Genomic DNA, 23,471 nt, shown 5'->3' with positions numbered 1-23,471 from the left:
TCTCGGCCTCCGCTTCGCTCGAGGCCATCAGACACAGAACCGGTAGCCCATGCCTGCCTCGGTGAGCAGGTGTTTGGGGTGTGACGGGTCGTCTTCGAGTTTGCGGCGGAGTTGGGCGAGATAGACACGGAGATAATGGGTTTCGGTGGCGTACGAGGGGCCCCAGACCTCGCGGAGCAGTTCGCGGCGGCCGACGAGTTTGCCCTGATTGCGCACGAGCATTTCGAGCACGCCCCATTCGGTCGGGGTGAGGTGGACGTCACCGCCGTGTTTGACGACCTTCTTCGCCGACAGGTCCACGGTGAACGAGGAGGTCTGCACGATCGGATCGATACCCTCGGTGGCGGTCGCGCCGCGCCGGACCGCGGCGCGCAGGCGCGCCAGCAGCTCGTCCATGCCGAACGGTTTGGTGACGTAGTCGTCGGCTCCGGCGTCCAGCGCCTCGACCTTGTCCGCGGAATCGGTGCGCGCGGACAGCACGATCACCGGGGTGGTGCTCCAGCCGCGCAGACCGGCCAGCACATCGATACCGTCCATATCGGGTAAACCAAGGTCGAGCACCACCACATCCGGATGTTTTTCCGCCGCTGCTCGCAGGGCCGCCGCACCCGTGGCCGCGGTGATCACCTCGTAGCCGCGCACCGACAGGTTGATCCGCAGCGCGCGCAGGATCTGCGGTTCGTCGTCCACCACAAGGACTTTCGTCGACGCGGCACCGATCTGATCGCGGTCGCGGGAGCCGCTCTGGGGGCGCACCGGGTCCCCGTTGTTCGTGCTCGCCGGTATCGTCACCCGAGTTCCTCCTGTCCTTCCTGCCGAACGGCCGGTAGATCGATCACCACGGTCAGGCCCCCGCCCGGGGTGGGCTCGGCGTGCACGTTGCCGCCCATCGCCTCGACGAATCCGCGCACCACCGACAACCCGAGGCCGACTCCGGTGGAGTTGTCCCGGTCGCCGAGCCGCTGGAACGGGTCGAACAGCTGGTCCTCGAGCCCCGTCGGCACGCCGGGACCGTAGTCGACGACCGTGAGCGAGACCCGGTCCCCGGTGCGCTCGGCGGTCACCCGGATCGGCGTCTCGGCGGGGGAGTAGCGCAGGGCGTTATCGATCAGATTGGCCAGGACGCGGTCCAGCAGACCGCTGTCGGCGAGCACCTCGACGTCGCCGACCTCCACCTTCACCCGGTCGTGCACCGCGCGGCGCAATCCGCGCGTACCCATGCCGACGCCGACCACCGCGCGGTTCACAACCTCCTCCAGATACACCGGCTCGAGCCGCGGGGCGACCACCCCGACGGCCAATCGCGAGGAGTCGAGCAGATTCCCGACCAGTCCGGTGAGCTGATCGATCGATTCCTCGACTGTCTCCAGCAGTTCGGCGGTGTCCTCGGCGGAGAATTCCACGTCGTCGCTGCGCAGGCTGGATACCGCGGCCTTGGCTGCCGCGAGCGGAGTGCGCAGATCATGGCTCACCGCTGAGAGCAATGCGCGGCGCAGCCGGTCGGCCGCCAGCACTCCGGCCGCGGCCTGCGCCTCGTCGGCGAGGCGGCGCTGGCGGACCAGCCCGGCCGCCTGGTTGGCCACCGCGCCGAGCACGACGCGATCGGCGGCGGTGAGCGAGCGACCGTTGAGCAACAGCCAGTGCTGATCGTCACCGGCCTCCATGGCGGTGTCCGCATCGCTCACCCGGCGGGCGGGATCCGTACCGACACAGGCGATCACCTCGCCGTCGCTGTACAGGGCGACCGCGCGCTGGCCGTAGGTCTCGCGGGCGTGTTCGAGCAGATCGGGCAGGTCCGCGCCGTGCAGCACCGCACCCGCGAACAGGGTGAGCAGTTCCGCCTGACGCGACGCCGTGCGCGCCTCACTGGCCCGTCGTTTGGAGATGTCGACCAGCGCGGCCACCGCGACGGCGACCATCGCCATCACCACGATGGTGAGGAAGTTGTTCAGCTCGGCGATGGTCAGGCTGTAGCGCGGGGAGACGAAGAACCAGTTCAGCAGCAGTCCGCCCAGGACCGCGGAGAGCGAGGCCGGTGCGACGCCGCCCAGCAGGGCCACCGCGATCACGCCGACGAAGAACAGCGCGCTTTCCCCGGCCAGATCCAGGCGCGAGTCCAGGAAGTAGTAGCAGATCGCGGTGATCAGCGCGGGCACCAGCAGCGCCGCGAGCCAGGAGGAGAGTTTGCGTTCCGGCGGCATCAGCGACGACCAGCGAAATCGCCGATTGGACTCCTCGTGGGTGACCATGTGGACATCGATCCTGCCCGACAGTTGCACCACGGTCGAGCCGATCCCCTCGTCGAGCATGCGGGCCCAGCGCGAGCGCCGGGAGGTGCCCAGCACCAGCTGGGTGGCATTGACCCCGCGCGCGAAATCCAGCAGTGCCGTGGGTACGTCCGCACCGGTCACGGTGTGCAGGCTCGCGCCCAGACCGGTGGCCAGCTCGCGCAGCCGGTTCAGCCGCTGGGTGGACACCCCGGCCAGGCCGTCGCCGCGCACCACGTGCACGACGATCAGTTCCGCGCTGGATTTTGCGGCGATGCGGCCGGCCCGGCGCACGATGGTCTCCGATTCGGGCCCGCCGGTGACCGCGACGACGACGCGTTCGCGGGCCTCCCAGGTATCGGTGATCCGGTGGTCCTCGCGATATTTCGCCAAGGCCGCGTCGACCTGGTCCGCCAGCCACAGCAGCGCCAATTCCCTCAGCGCGGTGAGGTTTCCGGTACGGAAATAGTTGCGCAATGCCGCGTCGACCTTATCGGCGGCATAGACGTTGCCGTGAGAGAGTCTGCGCCGCAACGCTTCCGGGGTGACATCGACCAGCTCGACCTGATCCGCGCCGCGAACCACCCAGTCCGGCAGGGTTTCTCGCTGTACGACGCCGGTGATCTGTTCGACCACGTCGTTGAGGCTCTCCAGATGCTGCACGTTCACCGTGGAGATCACATCGATTCCGGCGGCGAGCAGTTCGTGGACGTCCTGCCAGCGCTTGTCGTTCTTCGAGCCGGGCACGTTGGTATGCGCTAGTTCGTCGACCAGCACCACCGCGGGCGCGCGGCGCAGCACCGCCTCGACGTCGAGTTCGGTCAGCGTCGCACCGCGATAGGACATCGTCTTCGCCGGGATGCGCTCGATGCCCTCCAGCAGCGCGGCGGTCTTGCTCCGGTCGTGCGTTTCGACCACCGCGGCGACCACGTCACGACCGCGATCCAGCCGCCGATGTGCCTCGCCGAGCATGGCGAAGGTCTTGCCCACGCCCGGCGCGGCGCCGAGGTAGATGCGTAGCCGGCCGCGTTTCACGCGTCCATCATCTCGCGTCGGAATCATCGTGGCTGGTGGGGCGCTGTTGCGGCACGGTCCGGCATGGACCTCTCCTCGGGTGGTGCGAAGAAAACGGCCGGGAGAATGTGCGGCCGGGGCCCTACCTGTCTACCGTCGCCACACCGATCGACCGGCGAATTGACGCTTTCTTGACGGCTCGGACCCGGACCTTTACGCCCTTCGGCGGCTCGTCGGAAGCCGCCCGTAAGTGACCCGTCAAGGCCGCCGCCCCGGGCGCTAAGAAGGCGTCAAGGGCCCTCGTAAACACACCACTCGGACGCTTGACTCACAACGGCGCACTCGTATGCGCCGCTGGTCCGAGAAAGGTTCGACTCATGTCTGTCGTGGTGTTCACGGTTCTGACCGTGGCGATCTTCGCCCTGCTCGGGCTCATCCAACGGGGAGTCGAACGGCTGTGACGCAGAACATCATCGGTCTCGTCCTGGCTGTCGGAATCGCGAGCTACCTGGTCGCGGCCCTGCTGTACCCGGAAAGGTTCTAGGTGAACACGACCACTGCGGGGATCGTCTTCGTGGCGGCCCTCGTCCTCGCGCTCGCCGTGGTCCACGTACCACTCGGCGACTACATGTATCGGGTCTACTCCGGCGAGAAGCACTCCCGGGCCGAACGCGTCATCTACCGCCTCATCGGTGTGCATCCCGGGGTCGAGCAGACGTGGGCCGTGTACGCCCGCAGTGTGCTGGCCTTCTCGGCGGTCGGCGTGCTGTTCCTGTTCTTCCTGCAGCTGGCACAGGGACACCTACCGCTGCACTTGGCCGACCCGAGCACCAAGATGACCGGCGATCTGGCCTGGAACACCGCTATCAGCTTCGTGACGAACACCAACTGGCAGAACTATGCCGGTGAGAGCACGATGGGACACGTCGTGCAGATGTGTGGTCTGGGCGTGCAGAACTTCGTTTCCGCCGCAGTCGGCATGGCGGTGGCGATCGCCCTGGTCCGCGGATTCGCCCGGCACCGTACCGGCGATCTGGGCAACTTCTGGGTTGATCTCGTGAGGGGGATCATCCGGATCCTGTTGCCCATTGCGTTCGTCTTCGCGATCGTGCTGATCTGCGGCGGTGTGATCGAGAACTTCCATGTGTGGTCGCAGACGGCGACCACGGTCGCCAACACGGGCACGCAGGCACTGCCGGGTGGCCCGGTTGCCAGCCAGGAGGTCATCAAGGAACTCGGTACCAACGGCGGCGGATTCTTCAATGTGAACTCCGCGCACCCGTTCGAGAACCCCACGGCGTGGACGAATTTCGTCGAGATCTTCCTGCTGTTGGTGATCAGCTTCTCGCTGCCGCGCACCTTCGGCCGAATGGTGGACAGCAAGAAGCACGGTTTTGCGATCGTCTCGGTGATGGCCTCGCTGGCCGTGTTCAGCGTGGTCCTGACAAATTTCTTCCAGTTGCACCACCACGGCACCGTGCCGACGGCGGTGGGGGCGGCCATGGAGGGTATCGAAACCCGGTTCGGTGTCTCGGATTCGGCGACCTTCACCACTGCCACCACACTGACCTCGACCGGTGCGGTCGATTCGGCGCACGACTCGTTGACGAGCACCGGCGGCATGATGGCGATGTTCAATATGCAACTGGGCGAGGTCGCGCCGGGCGGCACCGGCTCGGGTCTGTACGGCATGTTGATCCTTGCGGTGATCACGGTGTTCGTCGCCGGTCTGATGGTCGGTCGCACGCCGGAATATCTCGGCAAGAAGATCAATCCGCACGAGATCAAGCTGGCCGCCGCCTACTTCCTGACCACGCCGCTGATCGTGCTGACCGGAACCGCCGTCGCGATGGCCCTGCCGGGGGAACGCGCGTCGATGGCCAATACCGGGCCGCACGGACTGTCCGAGGTGCTGTACGCCTTCACCTCGGCCGCCAACAACAACGGTTCGGCCTTCGCGGGTCTGAGCGGCAACACCCCGTGGTGGAACACCGCGCTCGGACTGGCCATGGTCCTCGGCCGCTTCGTGCCGATCATCGTCGTCCTCGCGCTGGCCGGATCCCTTGCCGCACAGGGCCGCACGCCCGCCTCGGAGGGTACGTTGCCCACCCACCGGCCGCTGTTCGTCGGCATGGTCACCGGAGTGACGATCATCCTGGTCGCCCTCACCTTCCTGCCCGCGCTGGCGCTCGGGCCGCTCGCCGAAGGAATCCACCAGTCATGACCACTCCAACCATTGATCAGAGTGCGGCGTTCGCACCGGAGGAGGCCGAGGCCGGCAAGTCTCGGGTCTCGGCTGGCCTGTTCGACCCGAAGATGCTGGTGAAATCGCTGCCGGACGCATTGCGCAAACTCGATCCGCGCTCACTGTGGCGCAATCCGGTCATGCTGATCGTCGAGATCGGCGCGGTCTGGTCCACGGTTCTGGCCCTGGTCCATCCGACCTTCTTCGCCTGGGCGATCGTCGTATGGCTATGGCTCACCGTGCTTTTCGCTAATCTCGCCGAGGCGGTCGCGGAGGGACGCGGCAAGGCGCAGGCCGATACGTTGCGAAAGGCCAAGACCGACACCGTCGCCCGGCGACTGGTGAACTGGTCTCCCGGCGCCCGTGTGGTCGAGGAGAGTGTCCCGGCGCCGGAACTGCGGCGCGGCGACCATGTGGTCGTCGAGGCCGGCCAGGTCATTCCGGGTGACGGCGATGTCGTGGAAGGCATTGCGTCCGTGGACGAATCGGCCATCACGGGTGAATCCGCGCCGGTGATCCGGGAATCCGGCGGTGACCGTTCCGCGGTGACCGGCGGCACCATGGTGCTCTCGGACCGGATCGTCGTGCGGATCACCCAGGAACCCGGGGCCTCGTTCATCGACAAGATGATCGCGTTGGTCGAGGGCGCGAGCAGGCAGAAGACGCCGAACGAGATCGCGCTGAACATCCTGCTGGCTGCGTTGACGATCATCTTCGTCTTCGCGGTCGCGACACTGCAGCCGCTGGCGATCTTCTCGAAGGCCAACAACCCCGGCGTCGCGGACAATCAGACGCTCGATGCCAACGGTGTCACCGGTATCGTGCTGGTCTCGCTGCTGGTGTGCCTGATTCCGACGACGATCGGCGCGCTCCTGTCGGCCATCGGCATCGCCGGGATGGACCGCCTGGTGCAGCGCAACGTACTGGCCATGTCCGGACGTGCGGTCGAGGCCGCGGGCGATGTGAACACTCTGCTTCTGGACAAGACCGGCACCATCACCCTCGGCAATCGCCAGGCCTCGGACTTCGTGCCGATGCCGGGCCTGTCCGCGGACGAATTGGCTGATGCCGCACAGCTTTCCAGTCTCGCGGACGAGACGCCCGAGGGCCGCTCGATCGTGGTGTATGCCAAGCAGGCCTTCGGCAAGCGTGAGCGCACCGCCGGTGAGCTGACGGGCGCGACCTGGGTGGAGTTCACCGCGCAGACCCGCATGTCGGGGGTGGATCTGTCCGATGGGCACCAGTTGCGCAAGGGAGCGGCCAGTGCGGTCACCGAGTGGGTGCGCTCACAGGGGGGAACGATTCCAGCGGAATCAGGGCAAACCGTCGACGGGATTTCCGCGTCCGGCGGCACGCCCCTGGTCGTCGGCGAGGTGCAGAACGGTGCCGCGCGACTGCTCGGCGTCATTCACCTCAAGGACGTCGTCAAGCAGGGTATGCGCGAGCGTTTCGACGAGATGCGCGCGATGGGCATCCGCACGGTCATGATCACCGGCGACAATCCCTTGACCGCCAAGGCGATCGCCGACGAGGCCGGTGTGGACGACTTCCTCGCCGAGGCCACGCCCGAGGACAAGCTGGCGCTGATCCGGCGGGAACAGGAGGGCGGCCGGATGGTCGCCATGACCGGTGACGGTACCAATGACGCGCCCGCACTGGCCCAGGCCGACGTCGGGGTTGCCATGAACACCGGTACCTCGGCGGCCAAGGAGGCCGGGAACATGGTCGATCTGGATTCGGATCCGACCAAGTTGATCGAGATCGTCGAGATCGGCAAGCAACTGCTGATCACCCGTGGCGCTCTCACCACGTTCTCGATAGCCAACGATATCGCCAAGTACTTCGCGATCATCCCGGCGATGTTCGTCTCGCTGTTCCCGGGTCTGGACGTGCTCAACATCATGCGGTTGCACAGTCCGCAGTCCGCGATTCTGTCGGCGGTGATCTTCAACGCGCTCGTCATCGTCGCGCTGATCCCGCTGGCGTTGCGCGGGGTGAACTATCGGCCTTCGAGTGCGTCGAAGTTGTTGAGCCGCAATCTGTCCCTGTACGGCCTGGGCGGCATCATCGCCCCGTTCATCGGCATAAAAGTGATCGACCTGATCATTCAATTCTTCCCCGGGATGTCCTGATGCGTGCTTTTTCGACAAGACAGTCGACCTGGATCAGACAGCACCTCGCGGCGCTACGTGCGCTGCTGGTCATGACGGTGATTCTCGGAATCGCCTATCCGCTGGTGGTTTTCGTGGTCGCCCAGTTGCCGGGCCTGCACGACAAGGCCGAGGGTTCGCTGGTCGAGCAGAACGGAAAGGTGGTGGGCAGCAGCCTGATCGGGCAGGCGTTCACCGACGGCAAGGGCGATGCGAAGGTGCAGTATTTCCAGACGCGTCCGTCCAATGCCACGCCCGCGGCCGATCCGACCACCGGCGCCAGTGCCATCCCGGACGGCTACGACCCGGCAAGCTCCACGTTCGGAAATATGGGCCCGGAGAGCATCGTGGACACCCTGGACCCGAAGGATCCCAAGGGCAATAAGCTGTCGCTGCTGTCCACGGTGTGCTCGCGCAGTATGGCCGTGGGCGCGCTGGAGGGCGTGGACGGCAGCCGCCCGTTCTGCACCTCCGGCGGCGTCGGCGCGGTCTTGGCGGTCATGGGCCCGCGCGACTCACGCGGAACGGTGACCGATCCGACCGCGGTGATCAGCGTGAACGAGGATTCGCGCACCACGAAAACCCCGTTTCTGGCGTTCTACGAGGGCGTCGCTGTGCAGTCTGCCAAGCCGGGGCAGGACTACTCGATCGGGCAGATCGTGCCGATCCGAGGCAACGCCTCGGCCGATACCCCCGTACCCACCGACGCGGTAACGGCCTCCGCCTCGGGCCTGGACCCGAATATCTCCCCGACGTACGCGAACATCCAGGTCGCGCGGGTGGCCAAAGCTCGTGGCATCTCCCAGGATCAGGTGCGAGCATTGGTCGCCGCGCACACCCGGGGCCGTGATCTCGGCTTCCTGGGCGAGCCGCGGGTCAACGTCCTGCAGCTCAACCTCGATTTGGACCGCAAATACCCTTTCCGAGGCTGAATACCGCCCGGAAGGGCGAGGCCGCCTTCATCGGATGACGAAGGCGGCCTCGGCTTTTCCGGATCAACTTACTTGCTCAGTGCACTGCCCTGCAGCCACTGGTTCCACGGCAGGGTCCAGTCGCCGTTGTCCCAGACCTGCAGCGCCGGGCCGCCGGTGTTGTGCACCTCGACCACGTCGCCCAGGAGGGAGAAGCTGTAGAACCACTGGGCATTGGTCTCGTTGAGGTTCAGACAGCCGTGCGAGGTGTTCCGCACACCCTGGGCCGAGACAGTCGAATCCAGTTGGTGCAGGTAGATCCCGTCCGCGCTGATCTGGGTCGCCCAGTTGATCGCCTCCTTGTAGCCGAGCCGGGAGTTGACCGGCAGGCCGAAGGTGGAGGAGTCCATGATCACCGGATTGCCCCTGCCCATCACCGTGTAGGTGCCGGGCATGGTCCAGAAGTAGATCGTCTTACCGTCGACGACCTGCGTGCCGCCCATACCCATCGAGGTCGGCATGGTGCGGATCAGCTTGCCGTTCTCGAAGACCTGCACCTGGTGGGTGTTGTCGTCGGCGATGGACACGTGCGAGGGGCCGATCGTGAACGAGGCCTTGGAATTCTCCTGCCCGTACAGACCGTCGCCCAGCTGTGCGCCGAAGATGTTGGCCTGCACCGTCACCTTCGTACCCGGCGCCCAGTACTTCTCCGGCCGCCAGTGCGCGTTGCGGTCGTCGAGCCAGTACCAGGAGCCCTGCACCGGGGGATTGGCCGTCACCGAGAGCTTCTTCTCCGCGGCGGCCTTGTCCGGGATCGACTCGTCGAAGTGCGCGACGATGACGGTCCCGACGCCGTAGGTCCCGCCGTCGATCTCCTTACCGCCGGTGGTGGTCAGGTACGCCTTGGTCTGATTGCTCGGGGTGAGCGTGGTGAACGAGGTCTTGGCCTCGGGAATCGGTCCGGTCACCGTGACGCCCTGGGCGGCGACCGAATAGGTGTGGTTGTAGCCCAGCGGAGCCGAGGGCTTCCAAGCCGTCTTGTCCGGCGTGTAGATGCCGTCGATCTGCTTGCCGTTCTCGTTCGTCATCGTGACCGAGGTCAGTTGCCCCTGTGAGGTGCTGACCTCGATCTTTCCGAGCGGGTCCACATTGTTGCCGCCACCCGGGGTGACCGAGATCTTGGCCGCGGGTGCGCTCGACCCCGGGCCCGCCTTCGAGGAGGAACCCGGCGAGGACGAGCATGCGGCCAGCAGCGCCACCGCAAGCATCAGGCACAGCGCGATACCGCCCTTGCCCATACCGAATCGAATGAGTTTGCTACGAGCCCCGCCCTGGTACCGCACGCCTGTGAGGCTGTCGCTCCATACTGGGCGACCTGACATTGTGTGTCTCCTGCGCTTGCCCGTGCGAGCGCGGGCCTTCGCCCCCGCTGCGCACCATCGCCGAACTGTTCGCCGACCAGCTTACGGGGCGCGCGAGAGCGGCAGCACATCGCGGTGATTGCCGAATGTTTCCGGATGCAGTTGTGGGGTACCCCGTTACTTTTGAGCGCACGCTCGGTGGCACGGGGTTGAGGTGTCGGTCGGTTCGGTCCTCCCACGTCGTGACTGTGACCTGCTGTGGCATCAATCACGTCGCAGTCGTTCGGCGGCAAACGTCAATGTAACAGGCCCATAACGGTTTCGCAGCCCGTCGTTCCGGCGACCGGGTGGTTGATGGCCGCGGCCGGATTGCCCTACGTTTACTTCACGCGGTCTTGGGTATCCACATATGCGTTGCCCGAAGAGGATGCCGAGCCGAAGGGCGCCCTCGCCGCGTGCCAGCTAGGGATTGGAATATGACTGCGAACCTGATGATCGTGGAGGACGACGACCGGGTCCGCGACGCGCTGCGACTGGCCATGGAGGACGAGGGCTACGACGTAGCCGAGGCCGAGGAGGCCGAGGGCGCCCTCGAACATCTGCGCGACAACGGTGCGCCCGATGTGATGATCGTGGACCTGATGCTCGGCAACATGGACGGATTCACCTGTATCCGGGAGATCCGCCGCGATCACGACGTGCCGATCATAGTGGTCAGCGCGCGTGACGACACCCACGACGTGGTGGCCGCGCTGGAGGCCGGCGCCGACGACTTCGTGACCAAGCCGTTCGAGATCAAGGAGATCACCGCCCGGATGCGGGCGCTGCGGCGGCGGGCGAATCAGATGATCGAGCCGCAGGCTCCCCAGGAGTTGGTGCTGGATGCGGATCCCGACCTGCCGCTGATCCTGTCGCCTGAGGGCGGCACCGTGCGCCGCGGCGAGGAGGAGTTGCATCTCACCCTCACCGAATTCCGGCTGCTGTGCGAGCTGGCCGAGACTCCGGGGCGGGTGCTCTCGCGCAGTGTCCTGCTCGAAAGAGTTTGGGACCGGGGGTTTTTCGGTGACGAGCGGATCGTGGACGTGCACGTGCGCCGGTTGCGCACCAAGATCGAGCGCGATCCGTCCGATCCGGTCATCGTGGTGACCGTGCGCGGGCTCGGCTACCGACTCGATGTGCGGCGCTGATCTCAGCCGACCCACCCCCGAACTGCCGCCGCGTCGCCGGCGGGTGTTGCCCCGACGTCAGAGTTTGCGCGGACGCGCGGTCATCGCCTTCGCCCTGACCGCGGGCCTGGTCTCCTCGGTGCTGGCGGTCGCCGTGTCGGCCCTGGACCGCGGCGTCTGGATGGCGTTGATCGCGTGTGCGGTGCTGGGCACCGCGATCGGCGCGATCGTCGGGCTGTGGCTGAGCCGGCGGTTGCTCGAACCGTTGCAGCGGGTCACCCGCACCGCGGCCAAGATCGCCTCGGGTGAGCTGGGCACCCGCCTGCCCGATACCGACGATCCCGATCTCGCGCCGACGGTGGACACCTTCAACGCCATGGTGGATTCGCTGCAACGCCGCATCGATCGGGAACATCGGCTGGTCGGCGATGTCAGCCACGAGTTGCGCACCCCGCTGACCACCCTGACCACCAGCGTCGAGGTGATGGCCCGGCACGAGGACGAACTGTCCGAACGCTCGCGCCGGGCGTTGGGGCTGGTGCGGGCCGAACTCGAGCATCTGCGCAGGTTGCTGGACGATCTGCTGGCATTGGCCCGCGCCGAGGCGCGGATACACCGCGCGGACGCCGAACCGCTGTCGGTGCGCGATCTGCTGACCCACACCCTCGATGAGTTGCACTATCAACCCGAATTGTTGACCGTGTCGGCGGATGCCACCGTAATCGGCCGCAAACTCGAGCTCGAACGTGCCTTGGTGAATCTTCTGGAGAATGCCGAAAGGCACGGTGGCGGCGCCGTCGCGATCACCGCGGGGCCGGTGGGACATGACGTGGTCATTACGATCGACGACGCGGGGCCGGGCGTCGCGCCGGAGGATCGCGAACGCATATTCGATCGTTTCGTCACGGTCCGCCGGACTCGGCGTTCGGGAACCGGAACCGGGATCGGTTTGGCGCTGGTCGCGGAAACCATTGCCGCGCATGGCGGAAACGTCGTTTGCCAGGATCGTCCGGGCGGTGGCGCGCGATTCGTCGTCACTATGCCGTCGAGTGACGAAACTCACGGAAAATAATCCTGTAACACAACCGTAAAGTAACGGACCGGGTTGGCTCAAAGTTCGATGGGAAGCCTATAGAGGTGATGCAGACACGAACGCGGAGCACCACTTCGATTTCGCATTCCGATGAAGACAGCATCCGCCGGGGCCATACCGATTCCTCGGTGGTGATTCGTTCCCCCAGAATCGGCGACGGCGCCACCATGTGGCGGATCGCGGTGGATTCCCGGGTACTGGATGCCAATTCGAGCTATGCGTATCTCCTGTGGTGCCGGGATTTTCGATCCACATCGGTTGTCGCCGAAATCGACGGTGACATCGCGGGTTTCGTCACCGGATATCTGCGTCCCGAAGCACCGGAGGTGGTTTTTGTCTGGCAGGTGGCCGTCGACCACGCCTTCCGCGGCCGCGGGATCGGCGTGGCGATGCTCGATCACCTGGTGAATGATGCAGCAGAACATGGTATTTCGACCCTCGAGACCACGGTCTCGCCGGACAACGAGGCATCAGTGGCGATGTTCGCCTCACTCGCACGCCGACGTGGCGCGCAGCTGAGTCGCGAGTCGTTGTTCGCACCCGAAGACTTTCCGGACGGGCACGAGCCCGAAGACCTGTACCGGATCTCGCCGCTGCGAAACAGTGGCGATCACATCACGGAGGATCACGGATGACCACCGCCGAACTGACAATTTTCGAGTCGCTGGAATCGAATGTTCGCGGATACTGCCGGGCATGGCCCACATTGTTCGACACTGCTCAGGGCTCATGGCTTCGCGACGGAAGCGGCCGGGAATACTTGGACTTCTTCGCGGGCGCGGGCGCGCTGAACTACGGGCACAACAACCCGGTCCTCAAAGAGGCGCTGCTGGATTACATCGCACGTGACGGAATTACTCACGGACTGGATATGTCCACCGTTGCGAAGCGGGAACTGCTCGAGGCGGTCGAGCAGATTCTGCTGGAGCCGCGCGGGCTGGACTACAAGGTTCAGTTCCCCGGGCCCACCGGAGCGAACGCCGTGGAATCGGCGCTGAAACTGGCCCGGAAGATCACCGGCCGCACCACAATTCTCAACTTCACCAACGCGTTTCACGGCATGACTCTCGGCGCATTGTCGGTGACCGGTAACGCCGCCAAGCGCGCGGGTGCGGGAGTGCCCCTGGTACACGTGAATCCGATGCCCTACGACGGTTATGTCGACGGCGCGGACTTCACTTGGATGGAGCGCGTCCTGGACGACAATTCCTCCGGCGTGGACAAGCCTGCCGCGGTGATCGTGGAAACCGTGCAGGGCGAGGGTGGTGTCAATGTCGCGCGGCACGAATGGCTGCGCGCGCTGGCCGGACTGTGCGCGGCGCGGGGCATCCTGCTCATCGTCGACGACGTGCAGATGGGCTGCGGTCGCACCGGCCCGTTCTTCTCCTTCGAGACCGCGGGCATCACTCCCGACATCGTGACGCTGTCCAAGTCGATCAGCGGTTACGGTATGCCGCTGGCGTTGGTGCTGATGCGCCGCGAGCTCGACCAGTGGGCGCCCGGCGAGCACAACGGCACGTTCCGCGGCAACAATCCGGCATTCGTGACCGCGAAGGTTTCGCTCGAGCATTTCTGGACCGACCGAAAGCTCGAGGAGTCCACCGGTCGCAAGGGTGAGCGGATCGGCGAGTCCTTCGGCGCGCTCGCCGACGCGCACGCGGGAATCAGCACTCGCGGTCGCGGTCTGGTCCAGGGTTTGGTCTTCGAGGATGCCTCGCAGGCGAGTAAGGTCTGCCGCGTCGCCTTCGAGAAGGGACTGATCGTGGAGACCTCCGGCGCCGAGGACCAGGTGATCAAGCTGCTTCCGCCGCTGACCATCACCGATGACGAACTCGACCACGGCTTGAAGATCATCACCGACGCCGTGCACACCATCCGGGAAGGCCGCTGAAAATGATCGTTCGTACCACTGCTGAAATCACCGGTACCAGCCGCGACGTCGGGCAGGAACAGTGGCGCAGCAAGCGCATCATCCTGGGTGGTGACGGTGTCGGATTCTCGTTCCACGAGACTACGATCCAGGCCGGCACCGAACACGTCTTCCACTACCAGAACCATGTGGAGGCGGTCTGGGTTGTCGAGGGCGAGGGCAAGCTCTACGACCTCACCAACGACAAGACCTACGACTTGGCCCCCGGCACCATGTATCTGCTCAATGGGCACGAACGCCATCGTGTCGAGACCCGTACGCAGATGCGGATGCTGTGTGTGTTCAACCCGCCGGTAACGGGCCAGGAGGTGCACGACGAGAACGGTGTCTATCCCTTGGTCACCGTTCCGGATCTATAAGGAGGAATCTGCCGGATGACGTTGGCCGACAATGGAATCGATCGCTACCTGACCCGTACTCCGTCGCCGGAGGCGGTGGTGGACCGGCTCGACCCCACGGTGTGGGGCGGGCCGGAGTCGGGAGCGTTCGAATCGTTGGCGAGCTTCGAATCGGACGGGTACTCGATCATCGACGAATTGCTCACGACCGCCGAGGTCGCGGACTTTTCCGCCGAAATCGACCGACTCGCGAGTGATCCGGAGTTGCGATCGGATGAACGGGTGATCGTCGAGAGGAAGTCGAACCGCGTGCGGTCGATCTTCGAGGTGCACCGGATCAGCCCCAAGGTGGCCGAGCTGGTGCGCGATCCCCGCGTCATCGAGCTGGCACGGCATGTGCTGGGTTCGGATGTGTACATCCACCAGAGCCGGGTCAACTACATGCCGGGTTTCGAGGGCACCGGATTCTATTGGCATTCGGACTTCGAAACCTGGCATGCCGAGGACGGGATGCCCGCGCCGCGGGCGGTGAGCCTGTCCATCGCGCTGACCGACAACTACCCGTTCAACGGCAGTCTGATGCTGATGCCCGGCTCGCACCGCACGTTCGTGCCGTGTCAGGGCGCCACACCAACCGACTACTACCGGGAATCGTTGCAGGAGCAGTGGATCGGTGTGCCCTCGCACGAGCACATCACCGAGATGGCCGAGAAGTACGGCATCGCCCAGTTCACCGGTGCGCGTGGCTCGGCTCTGCTGTTCGATTCGAACATCATGCACGGTTCGGCCAGCAACATCACCCCGTTCCCGCGCTCGAACATCTTCCTGGTGTTCAACAGTGTCGAGAACACGCTCGTGGCACCGTATGCCGCGCCGAGGCCGCGGCCGACGTACATCGCGGCACGGGACTTCGATCCCGTTCGCTGATTCTCGCGCGCCGAATGCCCTTCTCGCCCTGAACATCTCGGGCGGGAAGGGCATTCTGCTGTTCGGGGGCACCGTGATTCGGTCAGAACAACGTCATGGGGGACGTCTCCGGCGGCCTGGGCAGCGGTTCGAGCCCGGGTACGAGGGTGCGCATCTGTTCATGGAAGCGCCGGGCCAGTTCGAGCGACGCGGCATTGTCGGGGGTGTGCACGAAAACCGTGGGGGAGCGGCCTTCTCGCAACCAGTCGGCTACCACATCGGCCCAGGGCTGCCAGCCCGCGACGGTGGCCTCGGCATCGTCGCGGCCGTGATAACGCACGATCGGGAATTCGGTGAGCGCCCGATCGCGACGGGGCAGGCGTGGCTTCTTGCCCCACGCCTCGCGCTCACCCGCGCTGATCGGGCGGGCGGCGAAAAGCGTTGTGGTGTCGAAGGGTATCCACTCCGCGCCGACGCGGTTCAGGACGTACTCCAACTGCCGCGCGGCCCGCTCTTCGGTGAAGAACGCGGGGTGGCGGACCTCCACGGCGCTGCGGCGCTCGCGAGGGAGTTGGCGAAGGAATCCGGCCAGCACGCCGAGATCGGTGGGCCCGAACGAGGCGGGCAGCTGCACCCACAGCGCGTGCACCCGCGGGCCGAGCGGTTCGATCGCGGCGAGGAAGGCGTTCAGCTCGGTCTCCGCCCCGTTCATCCGGCGCTCATGGGTGATGACCCTCGGTAATTTCACCACGAAGCGGAACTCGGGCGGGGTCTGGCCGGCCCAGGACGCCACGGTTGTACGCGCCGGAATCGCGTAGAAGGTGGTGTTGGTCTCCACGGCAGTGCACCAACCGGCGTAGCCGCGCAATCGTTCCCGCGGATCGGGCTGCTGCTCCTGCCAGGCGGTGTGCGTCCACTGCGCACATCCCACGGACAATCGCATCCGTCGACGTTAGCGCGTAAGGGCCCGGGGACCGGAATCCGTTTTCCGGCATCGCGTCAGGGCGGCCCGTGCACCCGCGAGGCGATCTCGACCGAGTGACGACGCCGGATCCGGCCCATCCGCGGGGTCCGGCGTCGTCGGCTCCGCCCTGAGCCCGGCAGGGCCGGATCAGGGGCGGGTCAGCGCGGCGTAGCGTGCGATGTGCTGGTCGGTGGTGCCCCATTCGAACTGAATCGCGGTGAGCCGCTTGAAGAAGTGGCCGATCGCGAGTTCCTCGGTCATCCCCATCGCGCCGTGCAACTGCACCGCGTTCTGACCCAGGAAGCGGGCCGCGCGGCCGATCGTGGCCTTGGCCGCGGCCGCGGCGCGGGCACGTTCGTCCTTCGGCGCACGGAGCTTCAGAGTCACCAGATACGTTGCGGCGACAGCTTGTTCGAGTTCGAGGTGCATATCCACCATGCGGTGCTGCAACACCTGGAAACTCCCGATCGGCACGCCGAACTGGCGTCGCTGCTTGGCGTATTCGACCGTGTCGGCCAGTACTCGGCGCATCGCGCCGACCGCCTCGGCCGCGATCGCCGCGATCGCCTCGTCGGCGGCGGTGGACAGCGAATCGTCCGCTGCTCCTTCCGATCCCAGCAGCGCCTCGGCCGGGACGCGCACGCCGTCGAGCGTGACGTCCGCCGCGCGACGCTCGTCGATGGTGCGGTAGGAGTTCAGGGTGAGCCCGGCCGCGCCGGCCTCCACCAGGAACAGCGACACCCCGTTCGAATCGGGCGTGCGCGCGGTCACCAGCAGGTGGGTGGCCAGGGGAGCGCTGGTCACGACCGTCTTGGCGCCGTCGAGAACCCACTCGTCCCCGTCGCGGCGGGCAGTGGTAGAGACCTTCGCGAGGTTGTAGCCCGAATCGGCTTCCAGGGCGGCCAGGGCGGTGATCACCTCGCCGGAGACGATGCCGCGCAGCAGCTCTTCCGAGCGTGCGCCACCGGCCCGCCGCAGCAGACCCGCGCCGACCACGACGGTGTCGACGTAGGGTTCCACGACCAGCGCCCCTCCGAACGCCTCGGCGATGATGAGCGTTTCGACCGGTCCGCCGTCGAAACCGCCGACCTGTTCGGGCAGTGCCGCGCCGAGGATGCCGACCTCGGTGGCGAAGGCGCGCCAGATCTCCGGCTGCCAGCCGATTCCGACCCGCGCCGCGGACCGGCTCTTGTCCAGGTCGTATCGCGCCGCCAGGAATTCGGTGACGGTATCGCGCAGCAATTGCTGTTCTGCGGTGTATTCGAAGTCCATATCAGATTCCGTCCGTCACAGGCCCAGGCCGGCCTTGGCGATGATGTTGCGCTGAATTTCGTTGCTGCCGGCGTAGATCGATCCGGCGCGGTCGTTGAAATAGCGCAGCGGCGCGGCCGCCTGCCATTCCTCGCCGCTGAGGTAGCCGTCGGCGGGCGGTACGAAGTCGGCCACCGGACCGCCTGGCATCGCGGCGTGCGGCTGATAGGCGCGGCCGCGCGGGCCGGCCGCCTCCAGGATCAGTTCGGTGAGCTGCTGGCTCAGTTCGGTGCCGAGCACCTTCAGCGTCGAGGCGGCCGGGCCCGGATCCTTACCGCGCGAAATCGCCGACATGGTGCGGTATTCCAGGATCTCCAGCACATCCGCGCGGATGCGGACATCGGCCAGCTTGGCCGCGAACGCCGGATCATCCAGCAGCGCATCGCCGTTCGGGCCGGGCTGGGAGACCGCATGGGCGGCAAGGGATTCGGCCATGACCTGCAGCCCCGGGCCCATCGCGCCGCCGCGCTCGAAGTTGAGCAGGTATTTGGCCACGGTCCAGCCGTCGTCGATGCGGCCCAGCACATTGGCCTTGGGCACCCGCACCGCGTCGAAGAACACCTGGTTCTGCACCTGCTCGCCGGAGGTCATGACCAGCGGGCGCACCTGGATGCCGGGGGTGTTCATATCGATCAGCAGGAAGGTGATGCCCTGCTGCTTGCGTTCCAGCTTCGAGGTGCGGACCAGGGCGAAGATCCAGTTCGCCTCGGTGGCGTGGGTGGTCCAGATCTTGCTGCCGGTGACGATCAGGTCGTCGCCGTCCGAGACCGCGGCCATCGTCAGCGAGGCCAGGTCCGAACCGGCCTCGGGCTCGGAGTAGCCCTGGCAGAAGAACACCTCGCCGGTCAGGATGCCGGGCAGGAAGTAGTTCTTCTGCTCCTCGGTGCCGAAGGCGATGATCGCGTGCGAAACCATCCGGATGCCCATCGGGGACAGCAGCGGTGCGCCCGCGAGGGTCGACTCGCGCTCGAAGATGTAGTGCTGCGTCAGGCTCCACGGACATCCGCCGTGCTTCACCGGCCAGGCCGGCGCGGCCCAGCCGCGGGCGTGCAGGATGTGCTGCCACTGCATGCTGGCCTCGTGGTCGGGGTACACGCTGGTCGCCAGGCGCCCGGCGCGGCGTATCTCGGGGGTCAGATGCTCGTCGAGGAAGTCTCGTACCTCGTCGCGAAACGCCAGATCGGCGGGTGACCAGTCCAGATCCACGAAGAACTCCTTGGTCGATAAGTGGAGCTCTACCTTCTCATTTGTTCCCCACTGAACGCAAATGGTCGTTAACTTAGCGATATCTGTTGACATTCCACAATGGAGGCATAATCCTGTTATATATACATTCCACTTTGGAGTATTGATCTCGCCGAGAGGGACAGCTGATGGACATCACGTCCGGAACCCGCGCCGATGACGCCGAGCGGCAGCAGGTCGCCGATCTGCTGGCCCGGCACCTGGGCGCGGGGCGCATCGATCTGACCGAATACGACCAGCGGGTCGCGCGGGTATGGGCCTGCGCCACCCGCGAGGACCTGCGGCTCGTACTCTCCGATCTGCCGAATCTGGCGGCCGAACCGCCCGTGGGCCGGGCTTCGGGGAACCGGGGTGCGCGCATCCCGGTCTGGCAGCGCATCGAGGGTGCGGCCTGGCTGGGCGTGAGCGTGCTGTGCCTGGTCATCTGGGGTTTGATCTGCCTCGGAGTGGGCCGGTTCACCTATCCGTGGCCGATGTGGGTGATCGGGCCGTGGGGCGTCGCGCTCGCGTTCCGGGCCTTGACCGGATGGGAAGCGCGCGGCTGCCGGGGGCGCGGCCTCGCCGGGTGAGCCGGGCCGCCGAGGGGTACGCCAGCCCGGCGTATCCACGGCTACCGCACGGCAGCAGGTAGATTGGCGTGCTGTGCACCTGAAGAGCCTGACGCTGAAGGGGTTCAAATCCTTCGCGTCCGCTACGACGCTTCGCCTCGAACCGGGGATCACCTGTGTGGTCGGTCCCAACGGCTCGGGTAAGTCGAATGTGGTCGACGCGCTCACCTGGGTGATGGGCGAGCAGGGCGCCAAAGCGCTGCGCGGAGGCAAGATGCAGGACGTCATCTTCGCCGGAACCGCCGGCCGCGCGCCACTGGGGCGCGCCGAGGTCACGCTGACGATCGACAACTCCGACGGCGCGCTGCCGATCGACTACTCCGAGGTGTCCATCACCCGCCGCATGTTCCGCGACGGCGCGGGGGAATACGAGATCAACGGCAGCTCGTGTCGTCTGATGGATGTGCAGGAACTGTTGAGCGATTCGGGCATCGGCCGGGAGATGCACGTCATCGTGGGGCAGGGCCAGCTCTCGGCGATCCTGGAGTCGCGCCCGGAGGACCGGCGTGCCTTCATCGAGGAGGCCGCCGGTGTGCTCAAACACCGCAAGCGCAAGGAGAAGGCGGTCCGCAAGCTCGAGGCCATGCAGGCCAATCTGGCGCGGTTGACCGACCTGACCACCGAATTGCGTCGTCAGCTCAAGCCGCTGGGCCGACAGGCCGAGGTGGCGCGGCGCGCGGCCACCGTGCAGGCGGATCTGCGTGATGCGCGGCTGCGGCTGGCCGCCGACGATCTGGTCGCGCGCCGTCGCGATCTGGAGAGCCAGGAGAGCAAGCAGGCCTACGCCCGCGAACAGCAGATCAACGTTCAGGCCGAACTCGATGCCGCCAATGCCGCACTCGCACAGCAGGAATTCCAGCTCTCCCGGCTTACCCCGGGCGCGGAAGCCGCCGCGCAGACCTGGTTCCAGCTCTCGGCGCTGGTGGAACGGGTCAATGCGACCATTCGCATCGCCCGCGACCGCGCCCGTAACCTGACCATCGAGCAGCCCACCGGTACCGGTCGCGATCCCGAACAACTCGAGGCCGAGGCCGCGCGAGTGGAGGCCCAGGAGGCCGAACTGCTCGAGGCGGTCGAGATCGCCGCCGAAACGCTGGAGTCCGCCCGAGATCAGCTGCACGAGCGCGAACAGGCCGCCAAGGCCGCCGAACAGGCGCATCTGGCCGCGGTGCGGGCCATCGCCGATCGCCGGGAGGGTCTGGCCCGGCTGTCCGGTCAGGTGGACACCCTGCGTTCGCGGGCGCAGTCCGCCGAGGGGGAGATCGCCCGGCTCTCTGTCTCGTTGACCGAGGCGCGGGCCCGGGGCGAGGCCGCCGAGGACGAATTCGAGCGCGTGCAAAGCGAATTGGGCGAGCTGGACGCCGGTGAAGAGGGGCTGGACGCCGCCTACGAACATGCCGCGCAAGCGTTGGCGCAGGCCGAGGAGCGCGTCACCGAACTGCGGGAGCGGGATCGGGAGGCGAGTAAGAAGGTCGCCTCGCTCGGTGCGCGGATCGAGGCGTTGACCATGGGGCTGGCCCGCCGTGACGGCGCGGCCTGGCTGCTCGAGCACCGAGCCGAAGGTCTGCTCGGGCCGCTGTCGGGAGTTCTGCAGGTGCACAACGGTTTCGAAGCAGCGGTCGCCGCCGCGCTGGGACCGCTGGCCGATGCGATCACCGCCGAGTCCGGCGGCACCGCGCATGCGGCGCTGCGGGCGTTGAAGGAGGCCGACGGCGGACGGGCCGCGGTGGTGTACGGCGGTGCGGCACTGTCGGATTCGGCCCTGGCCGAGCTGCCCGCCGGGGCGCGGCGGTTGATCGATGTGGTGGACTGCCCGGAGCGCATGCGCGGCGCCGTCGTGGCGCTGACCGCGGGCACCGTGGTCGTGGACGATCTGCCCGCTGCAACCGAATTGCTCTCCGCGCGACCGGAATTGCGTGTGGTCACGCGCGAGGGTGATGTGACCGGTTCGGGTTGGCTGCTCGGTGGTTCGGACCGTGCGCCCAGTCAGCTCGAGATCCAGGCCGATATCGACGCGGCCGCCGCGGAACTCGCGTCCTGGCAGCGCCGGGCCGAGGAGCTCGAGGCAGCGCTGTCGGGCGCGCTGGCCGAGCAGACCGATCGCAAGGAATCCGTCGATCAGGCACTGCTTGCGCTGCACGAATCCGATCAGGCGTTGGTCGCGATCTACGACCGGCTGGGCCGGTTGGGTGAGGCCGCTCGGAACGCGCAGCGCGAATGCGAGCGTCTGCTGACCCAGCGCGACGACGCCGAGACCGCGCGTGACGACAACTCCGAGAAATTGGCCGAACTCGAGGAGCGCCTGCGGCGCGTGGAATCCGAACAGTCCGGGCTGGATTCGGACGAGGACGCCGGAACCGAGACCGCCGGACAGCATCGCGAGGAGGCCGCCGCCGCGCTCGCGGAGGCCCGCGCGATGGAGGTGGAGGCGCGACTGTCCGTGCGTACCGCCGAGGAGCGCGCGGAATCGGTTCGGGGCAAAGCGGATTCGTTGCGCCGCGCGGCCCGCGCCGAGCGCGAGACCCGGGCGCGCGCCGAACGCGCCCAGGCCGCGCGCCGGCAGGCCGCCGCGGTCGCCTCGGTGGTCGCCGAATCCGCGGAACGCGTTGCCGCCGAGCTCGAATCCGTTGTCGCCGAAGCCTCCGCGCGACGGGACGAACTGGTCCGCCGCCGCACCGAATGCGCCGGGCAGGTGGACCAGATCAAGGAGCGCACCCGGGCGCTGACCACCCAGCTGACTCAGCTGACCGACGCGGTGCATCGCGACGAGGTCGCCCGCGCCGAGGCCGCGCTGCGTATCGAACAGCTGGAAGCCACCATCGGCGAACAGTTCGGCATGGCCCTGGACGCGCTGATCGGCGAATACGGCCCGGACGTGCCCACTCCGCCCTCGGCGCTGGAGTGGCAGGAGTACGAGCAGGCCAAGGAGCGCGGCGAGGCGGTCAGCGAACCGCAGCCGATGCCGTACGACCGGGCCACCCAGCAGCGCCGCGCCAAACGCGCCGAGAAGGACCTCACCACCCTCGGCAAGGTGAATCCTCTTGCGCTGGAAGAGTTCGCGGCGCTCGAGGAACGCTACAACTTCCTGTCCACCCAGCTCGACGACGTCACCAAGGCGCGGCAGGATCTGCTGGATGTGGTCGCCGAGGTGGATGCGCGGATTCTGCAGGTGTTCACCGAGGCGTGGGAGGACGTGGAGCAGGAATTCGTCGGCGTCTTCGCCAAACTGTTCCCCGGCGGCGAGGGACGCCTGCTGCTCACCGACCCCACCGATATGCTCACCACCGGTATCGAGGTGGAGGCGCGTCCGCCGGGTAAGAAGGTCAAGCGCCTGTCGCTGCTGTCCGGCGGTGAGAAATCGCTGACCGCGGTCGCTCTCCTGGTCGCCATCTTCCGCGCCCGCCCGTCGCCGTTCTACGTCATGGACGAGGTCGAGGCCGCCCTCGACGACACCAATCTGCGCCGCCTGATCGGCCTGTTCGAGCAGCTGCGAGAGAAATCCCAACTGATCGTCATCACGCACCAGAAGCCGACCATGGAGATCGCCGACGCCCTTTACGGCGTGAGCATGCGCGGTGACGGCATCACCCAGGTCATCTCCCAGCGGCTGCGGGGCGAGAGCCTGGCTGGTCCGCCTCCCCGCGACTTCAAGCCGGACTCGGGTGCCACACAGGTGACGTTCGCGGCCGGCGGTTGACAGCCCGATCACCTTCTGGGCGTACCCGGGGAGTTACCAGTGTCCACACCGAATGACAGCCACGGGCTGTCGCCACATAGTGTGGTGTGACCTGCGGCTATTTGTTCTCGTCCACCGTGATTCGAAGACCGGACGCTGGTGTTCTTGCCCGGAACAGGATGTCGAGCGGGCCTGTCGACGACCGCGCTACCGAAGACGCGCGGCTGGAGCGACCGGACCGAGCTCGAGCGAATAGCCCCACCGTAGGCTCGGTGTGATGCCGAAT

The 23,471-nt window shown here is 66.6% G+C and carries 18 protein-coding genes; 12 read left to right on the top strand and 6 right to left on the bottom strand.

All coding sequences use genetic code 11. The features are described 5' to 3' along the window. Window positions 1–27: 27 nt before the first annotated feature. Both NV1_RS10495 and NV1_RS10490 read right to left on the bottom strand, forming a co-directional pair. Window positions 28–720, bottom strand: coding sequence for a response regulator (locus NV1_RS10495; protein WP_067888989.1), 693 nt, complete (start codon window positions 718–720; stop codon window positions 28–30). 68 nt (window positions 721–788) lie between these two features. Continuing rightward, window positions 789–3,329: an ATP-binding protein gene (locus NV1_RS10490; RefSeq protein ID WP_067888468.1), complete on the bottom strand. Its 2,541-nt coding sequence runs from the start codon at window positions 3,327–3,329 to the stop codon at window positions 789–791. Window positions 3,330–3,627: 298 nt separating this feature from the next. Here NV1_RS10490 and kdpF point away from each other — a divergent pair, with 298 nt between their 5' ends. Genes kdpF through NV1_RS10465 form a run of 4 tightly spaced genes read left to right on the top strand, consistent with a single transcriptional unit; the run spans window position 3,628 to window position 8,608 of the window. After that, window positions 3,628–3,825, top strand: a complete 198-nt coding sequence (gene kdpF, locus NV1_RS42015; protein ID WP_084525237.1) for a K(+)-transporting ATPase subunit F — start codon at window positions 3,628–3,630, stop codon at window positions 3,823–3,825. Next, on the top strand, window positions 3,826–5,505 hold the full coding sequence (kdpA, locus tag NV1_RS10475; RefSeq protein WP_067888462.1) for a potassium-transporting ATPase subunit KdpA: 1,680 nt from the start codon (window positions 3,826–3,828) through the stop codon (window positions 5,503–5,505). Beyond that, complete coding sequence (gene kdpB / locus NV1_RS10470) at window positions 5,502–7,658, top strand: potassium-transporting ATPase subunit KdpB (protein WP_067888459.1); 2,157 nt, start codon at window positions 5,502–5,504, stop codon at window positions 7,656–7,658. Before kdpA ends, kdpB begins: the two co-directional genes overlap by 4 nt. After that, window positions 7,658–8,608: a potassium-transporting ATPase subunit C gene (locus NV1_RS10465; RefSeq protein WP_067888456.1), complete on the top strand. Its 951-nt coding sequence runs from the start codon at window positions 7,658–7,660 to the stop codon at window positions 8,606–8,608. Before kdpB ends, NV1_RS10465 begins: the two co-directional genes overlap by 1 nt. Window positions 8,609–8,676: 68 nt before the next feature. Here the strand turns inward: NV1_RS10465 and NV1_RS10460 are convergent, their stop codons facing one another. Continuing rightward, entirely contained in the window at window positions 8,677–9,885 is a 1,209-nt protein-coding gene (locus NV1_RS10460; protein WP_067888453.1) for a L,D-transpeptidase, read from the bottom strand. Window positions 9,886–10,424: 539 nt separating this feature from the next. On the opposite strand from NV1_RS10460, the gene NV1_RS10455 reads away from it, so the two are divergent. The 6 genes from NV1_RS10455 to thpD all read left to right on the top strand — a co-directional run bounded on the left by NV1_RS10455 (window position 10,425) and on the right by thpD (window position 15,402). After that, window positions 10,425–11,135, top strand: a complete 711-nt coding sequence (locus NV1_RS10455) for a response regulator transcription factor (protein ID WP_067888450.1) — start codon at window positions 10,425–10,427, stop codon at window positions 11,133–11,135. Then, the gene (locus tag NV1_RS10450; protein ID WP_067888447.1) at window positions 11,122–12,186 is read left to right on the top strand and encodes a HAMP domain-containing sensor histidine kinase; all 1,065 of its coding nucleotides are present in this window, start codon (window positions 11,122–11,124) and stop codon (window positions 12,184–12,186) included. The genes NV1_RS10455 and NV1_RS10450 overlap by 14 nt, the downstream gene beginning before the upstream one ends. Before the next feature lie 188 nt (window positions 12,187–12,374). Continuing rightward, the gene (ectA, locus tag NV1_RS10445) at window positions 12,375–12,842 is read left to right on the top strand and encodes a diaminobutyrate acetyltransferase (RefSeq protein WP_245713653.1); all 468 of its coding nucleotides are present in this window, start codon (window positions 12,375–12,377) and stop codon (window positions 12,840–12,842) included. Beyond that, the gene (gene ectB / locus NV1_RS10440) at window positions 12,839–14,098 is read left to right on the top strand and encodes a diaminobutyrate--2-oxoglutarate transaminase (RefSeq protein ID WP_067888444.1); all 1,260 of its coding nucleotides are present in this window, start codon (window positions 12,839–12,841) and stop codon (window positions 14,096–14,098) included. Before ectA ends, ectB begins: the two co-directional genes overlap by 4 nt. Window positions 14,099–14,100: 2 nt before the next feature. Beyond that, window positions 14,101–14,496 carry an ectoine synthase gene (locus tag NV1_RS10435; RefSeq protein ID WP_067888441.1) on the top strand — a complete coding sequence of 132 codons (396 nt, stop codon included), beginning with the start codon at window positions 14,101–14,103 and terminating at the stop codon, window positions 14,494–14,496. 15 nt (window positions 14,497–14,511) lie between these two features. Then, window positions 14,512–15,402, top strand: coding sequence for an ectoine hydroxylase (thpD, locus tag NV1_RS10430; RefSeq protein WP_067888438.1), 891 nt, complete (start codon window positions 14,512–14,514; stop codon window positions 15,400–15,402). An 82-nt stretch (window positions 15,403–15,484) separates the two neighbouring features. On the opposite strand, the gene NV1_RS10425 is transcribed toward thpD, so the two are convergent. The 3 genes from NV1_RS10425 to NV1_RS10415 form a co-directional block, all read right to left on the bottom strand. Next, window positions 15,485–16,324: a DUF72 domain-containing protein gene (locus NV1_RS10425; RefSeq protein ID WP_067888435.1), complete on the bottom strand. Its 840-nt coding sequence runs from the start codon at window positions 16,322–16,324 to the stop codon at window positions 15,485–15,487. A gap of 168 nt (window positions 16,325–16,492) precedes the next feature. Then, complete coding sequence (locus NV1_RS10420; protein ID WP_067888432.1) at window positions 16,493–17,617, bottom strand: acyl-CoA dehydrogenase family protein; 1,125 nt, start codon at window positions 17,615–17,617, stop codon at window positions 16,493–16,495. 15 nt (window positions 17,618–17,632) lie between these two features. Then, on the bottom strand, window positions 17,633–18,862 hold the full coding sequence (locus NV1_RS10415; protein ID WP_067888429.1) for an acyl-CoA dehydrogenase family protein: 1,230 nt from the start codon (window positions 18,860–18,862) through the stop codon (window positions 17,633–17,635). Window positions 18,863–19,029: 167 nt separating this feature from the next. Here NV1_RS10415 and NV1_RS10410 point away from each other — a divergent pair, with 167 nt between their 5' ends. Both NV1_RS10410 and smc read left to right on the top strand, forming a co-directional pair. Next, a complete protein-coding gene (locus NV1_RS10410) occupies window positions 19,030–19,470 on the top strand; it encodes a DUF1707 SHOCT-like domain-containing protein (protein WP_067888426.1) in 441 nt (146 codons plus the stop codon). A 73-nt stretch (window positions 19,471–19,543) separates the two neighbouring features. Further along, a complete protein-coding gene (gene smc / locus NV1_RS10405; RefSeq protein WP_067888423.1) occupies window positions 19,544–23,206 on the top strand; it encodes a chromosome segregation protein SMC in 3,663 nt (1,220 codons plus the stop codon). Window positions 23,207–23,471 lie beyond the last annotated feature (265 nt).

This window comes from Nocardia vaccinii NBRC 15922, assembly GCF_001613305.1.
GTDB classification, from domain to species: domain Bacteria; phylum Actinomycetota; class Actinomycetes; order Mycobacteriales; family Mycobacteriaceae; genus Nocardia; species Nocardia vaccinii.
Note: the sequence above shows the minus strand (reverse complement) of the source record. Positions and strands in the feature narration are given on the sequence as shown.

What these genes read in the sequence shown, in the direction of transcription:
- NV1_RS10435 (WP_067888441.1), top strand. Translation starts at nt 14,101, where the DNA reads ATGATCGTTCGTACCACTGCTGAAATCACCGGTACCAGCCGCGACGTC.
- NV1_RS10410 (WP_067888426.1), top strand. Translation starts at nt 19,030, where the DNA reads ATGGACATCACGTCCGGAACCCGCGCCGATGACGCCGAGCGGCAGCAG.
- NV1_RS10460 (WP_067888453.1), bottom strand. Translation starts at nt 9,885, where the DNA reads ATGGGCAAGGGCGGTATCGCGCTGTGCCTGATGCTTGCGGTGGCGCTG.
- NV1_RS10455 (WP_067888450.1), top strand. Translation starts at nt 10,425, where the DNA reads ATGACTGCGAACCTGATGATCGTGGAGGACGACGACCGGGTCCGCGAC.
- NV1_RS10425 (WP_067888435.1), bottom strand. Translation starts at nt 16,324, where the DNA reads ATGCGATTGTCCGTGGGATGTGCGCAGTGGACGCACACCGCCTGGCAG.
- ectA (WP_245713653.1), top strand. Translation starts at nt 12,375, where the DNA reads ATGTGGCGGATCGCGGTGGATTCCCGGGTACTGGATGCCAATTCGAGC.
- ectB (WP_067888444.1), top strand. Translation starts at nt 12,839, where the DNA reads ATGACCACCGCCGAACTGACAATTTTCGAGTCGCTGGAATCGAATGTT.
- kdpF (WP_084525237.1), top strand. Translation starts at nt 3,628, where the DNA reads ATGCGCCGCTGGTCCGAGAAAGGTTCGACTCATGTCTGTCGTGGTGTT.
- NV1_RS10490 (WP_067888468.1), bottom strand. Translation starts at nt 3,329, where the DNA reads ATGATTCCGACGCGAGATGATGGACGCGTGAAACGCGGCCGGCTACGC.
- NV1_RS10450 (WP_067888447.1), top strand. Translation starts at nt 11,122, where the DNA reads ATGTGCGGCGCTGATCTCAGCCGACCCACCCCCGAACTGCCGCCGCGT.
- thpD (WP_067888438.1), top strand. Translation starts at nt 14,512, where the DNA reads ATGACGTTGGCCGACAATGGAATCGATCGCTACCTGACCCGTACTCCG.
- NV1_RS10465 (WP_067888456.1), top strand. Translation starts at nt 7,658, where the DNA reads ATGCGTGCTTTTTCGACAAGACAGTCGACCTGGATCAGACAGCACCTC.
- kdpB (WP_067888459.1), top strand. Translation starts at nt 5,502, where the DNA reads ATGACCACTCCAACCATTGATCAGAGTGCGGCGTTCGCACCGGAGGAG.
- NV1_RS10420 (WP_067888432.1), bottom strand. Translation starts at nt 17,617, where the DNA reads ATGGACTTCGAATACACCGCAGAACAGCAATTGCTGCGCGATACCGTC.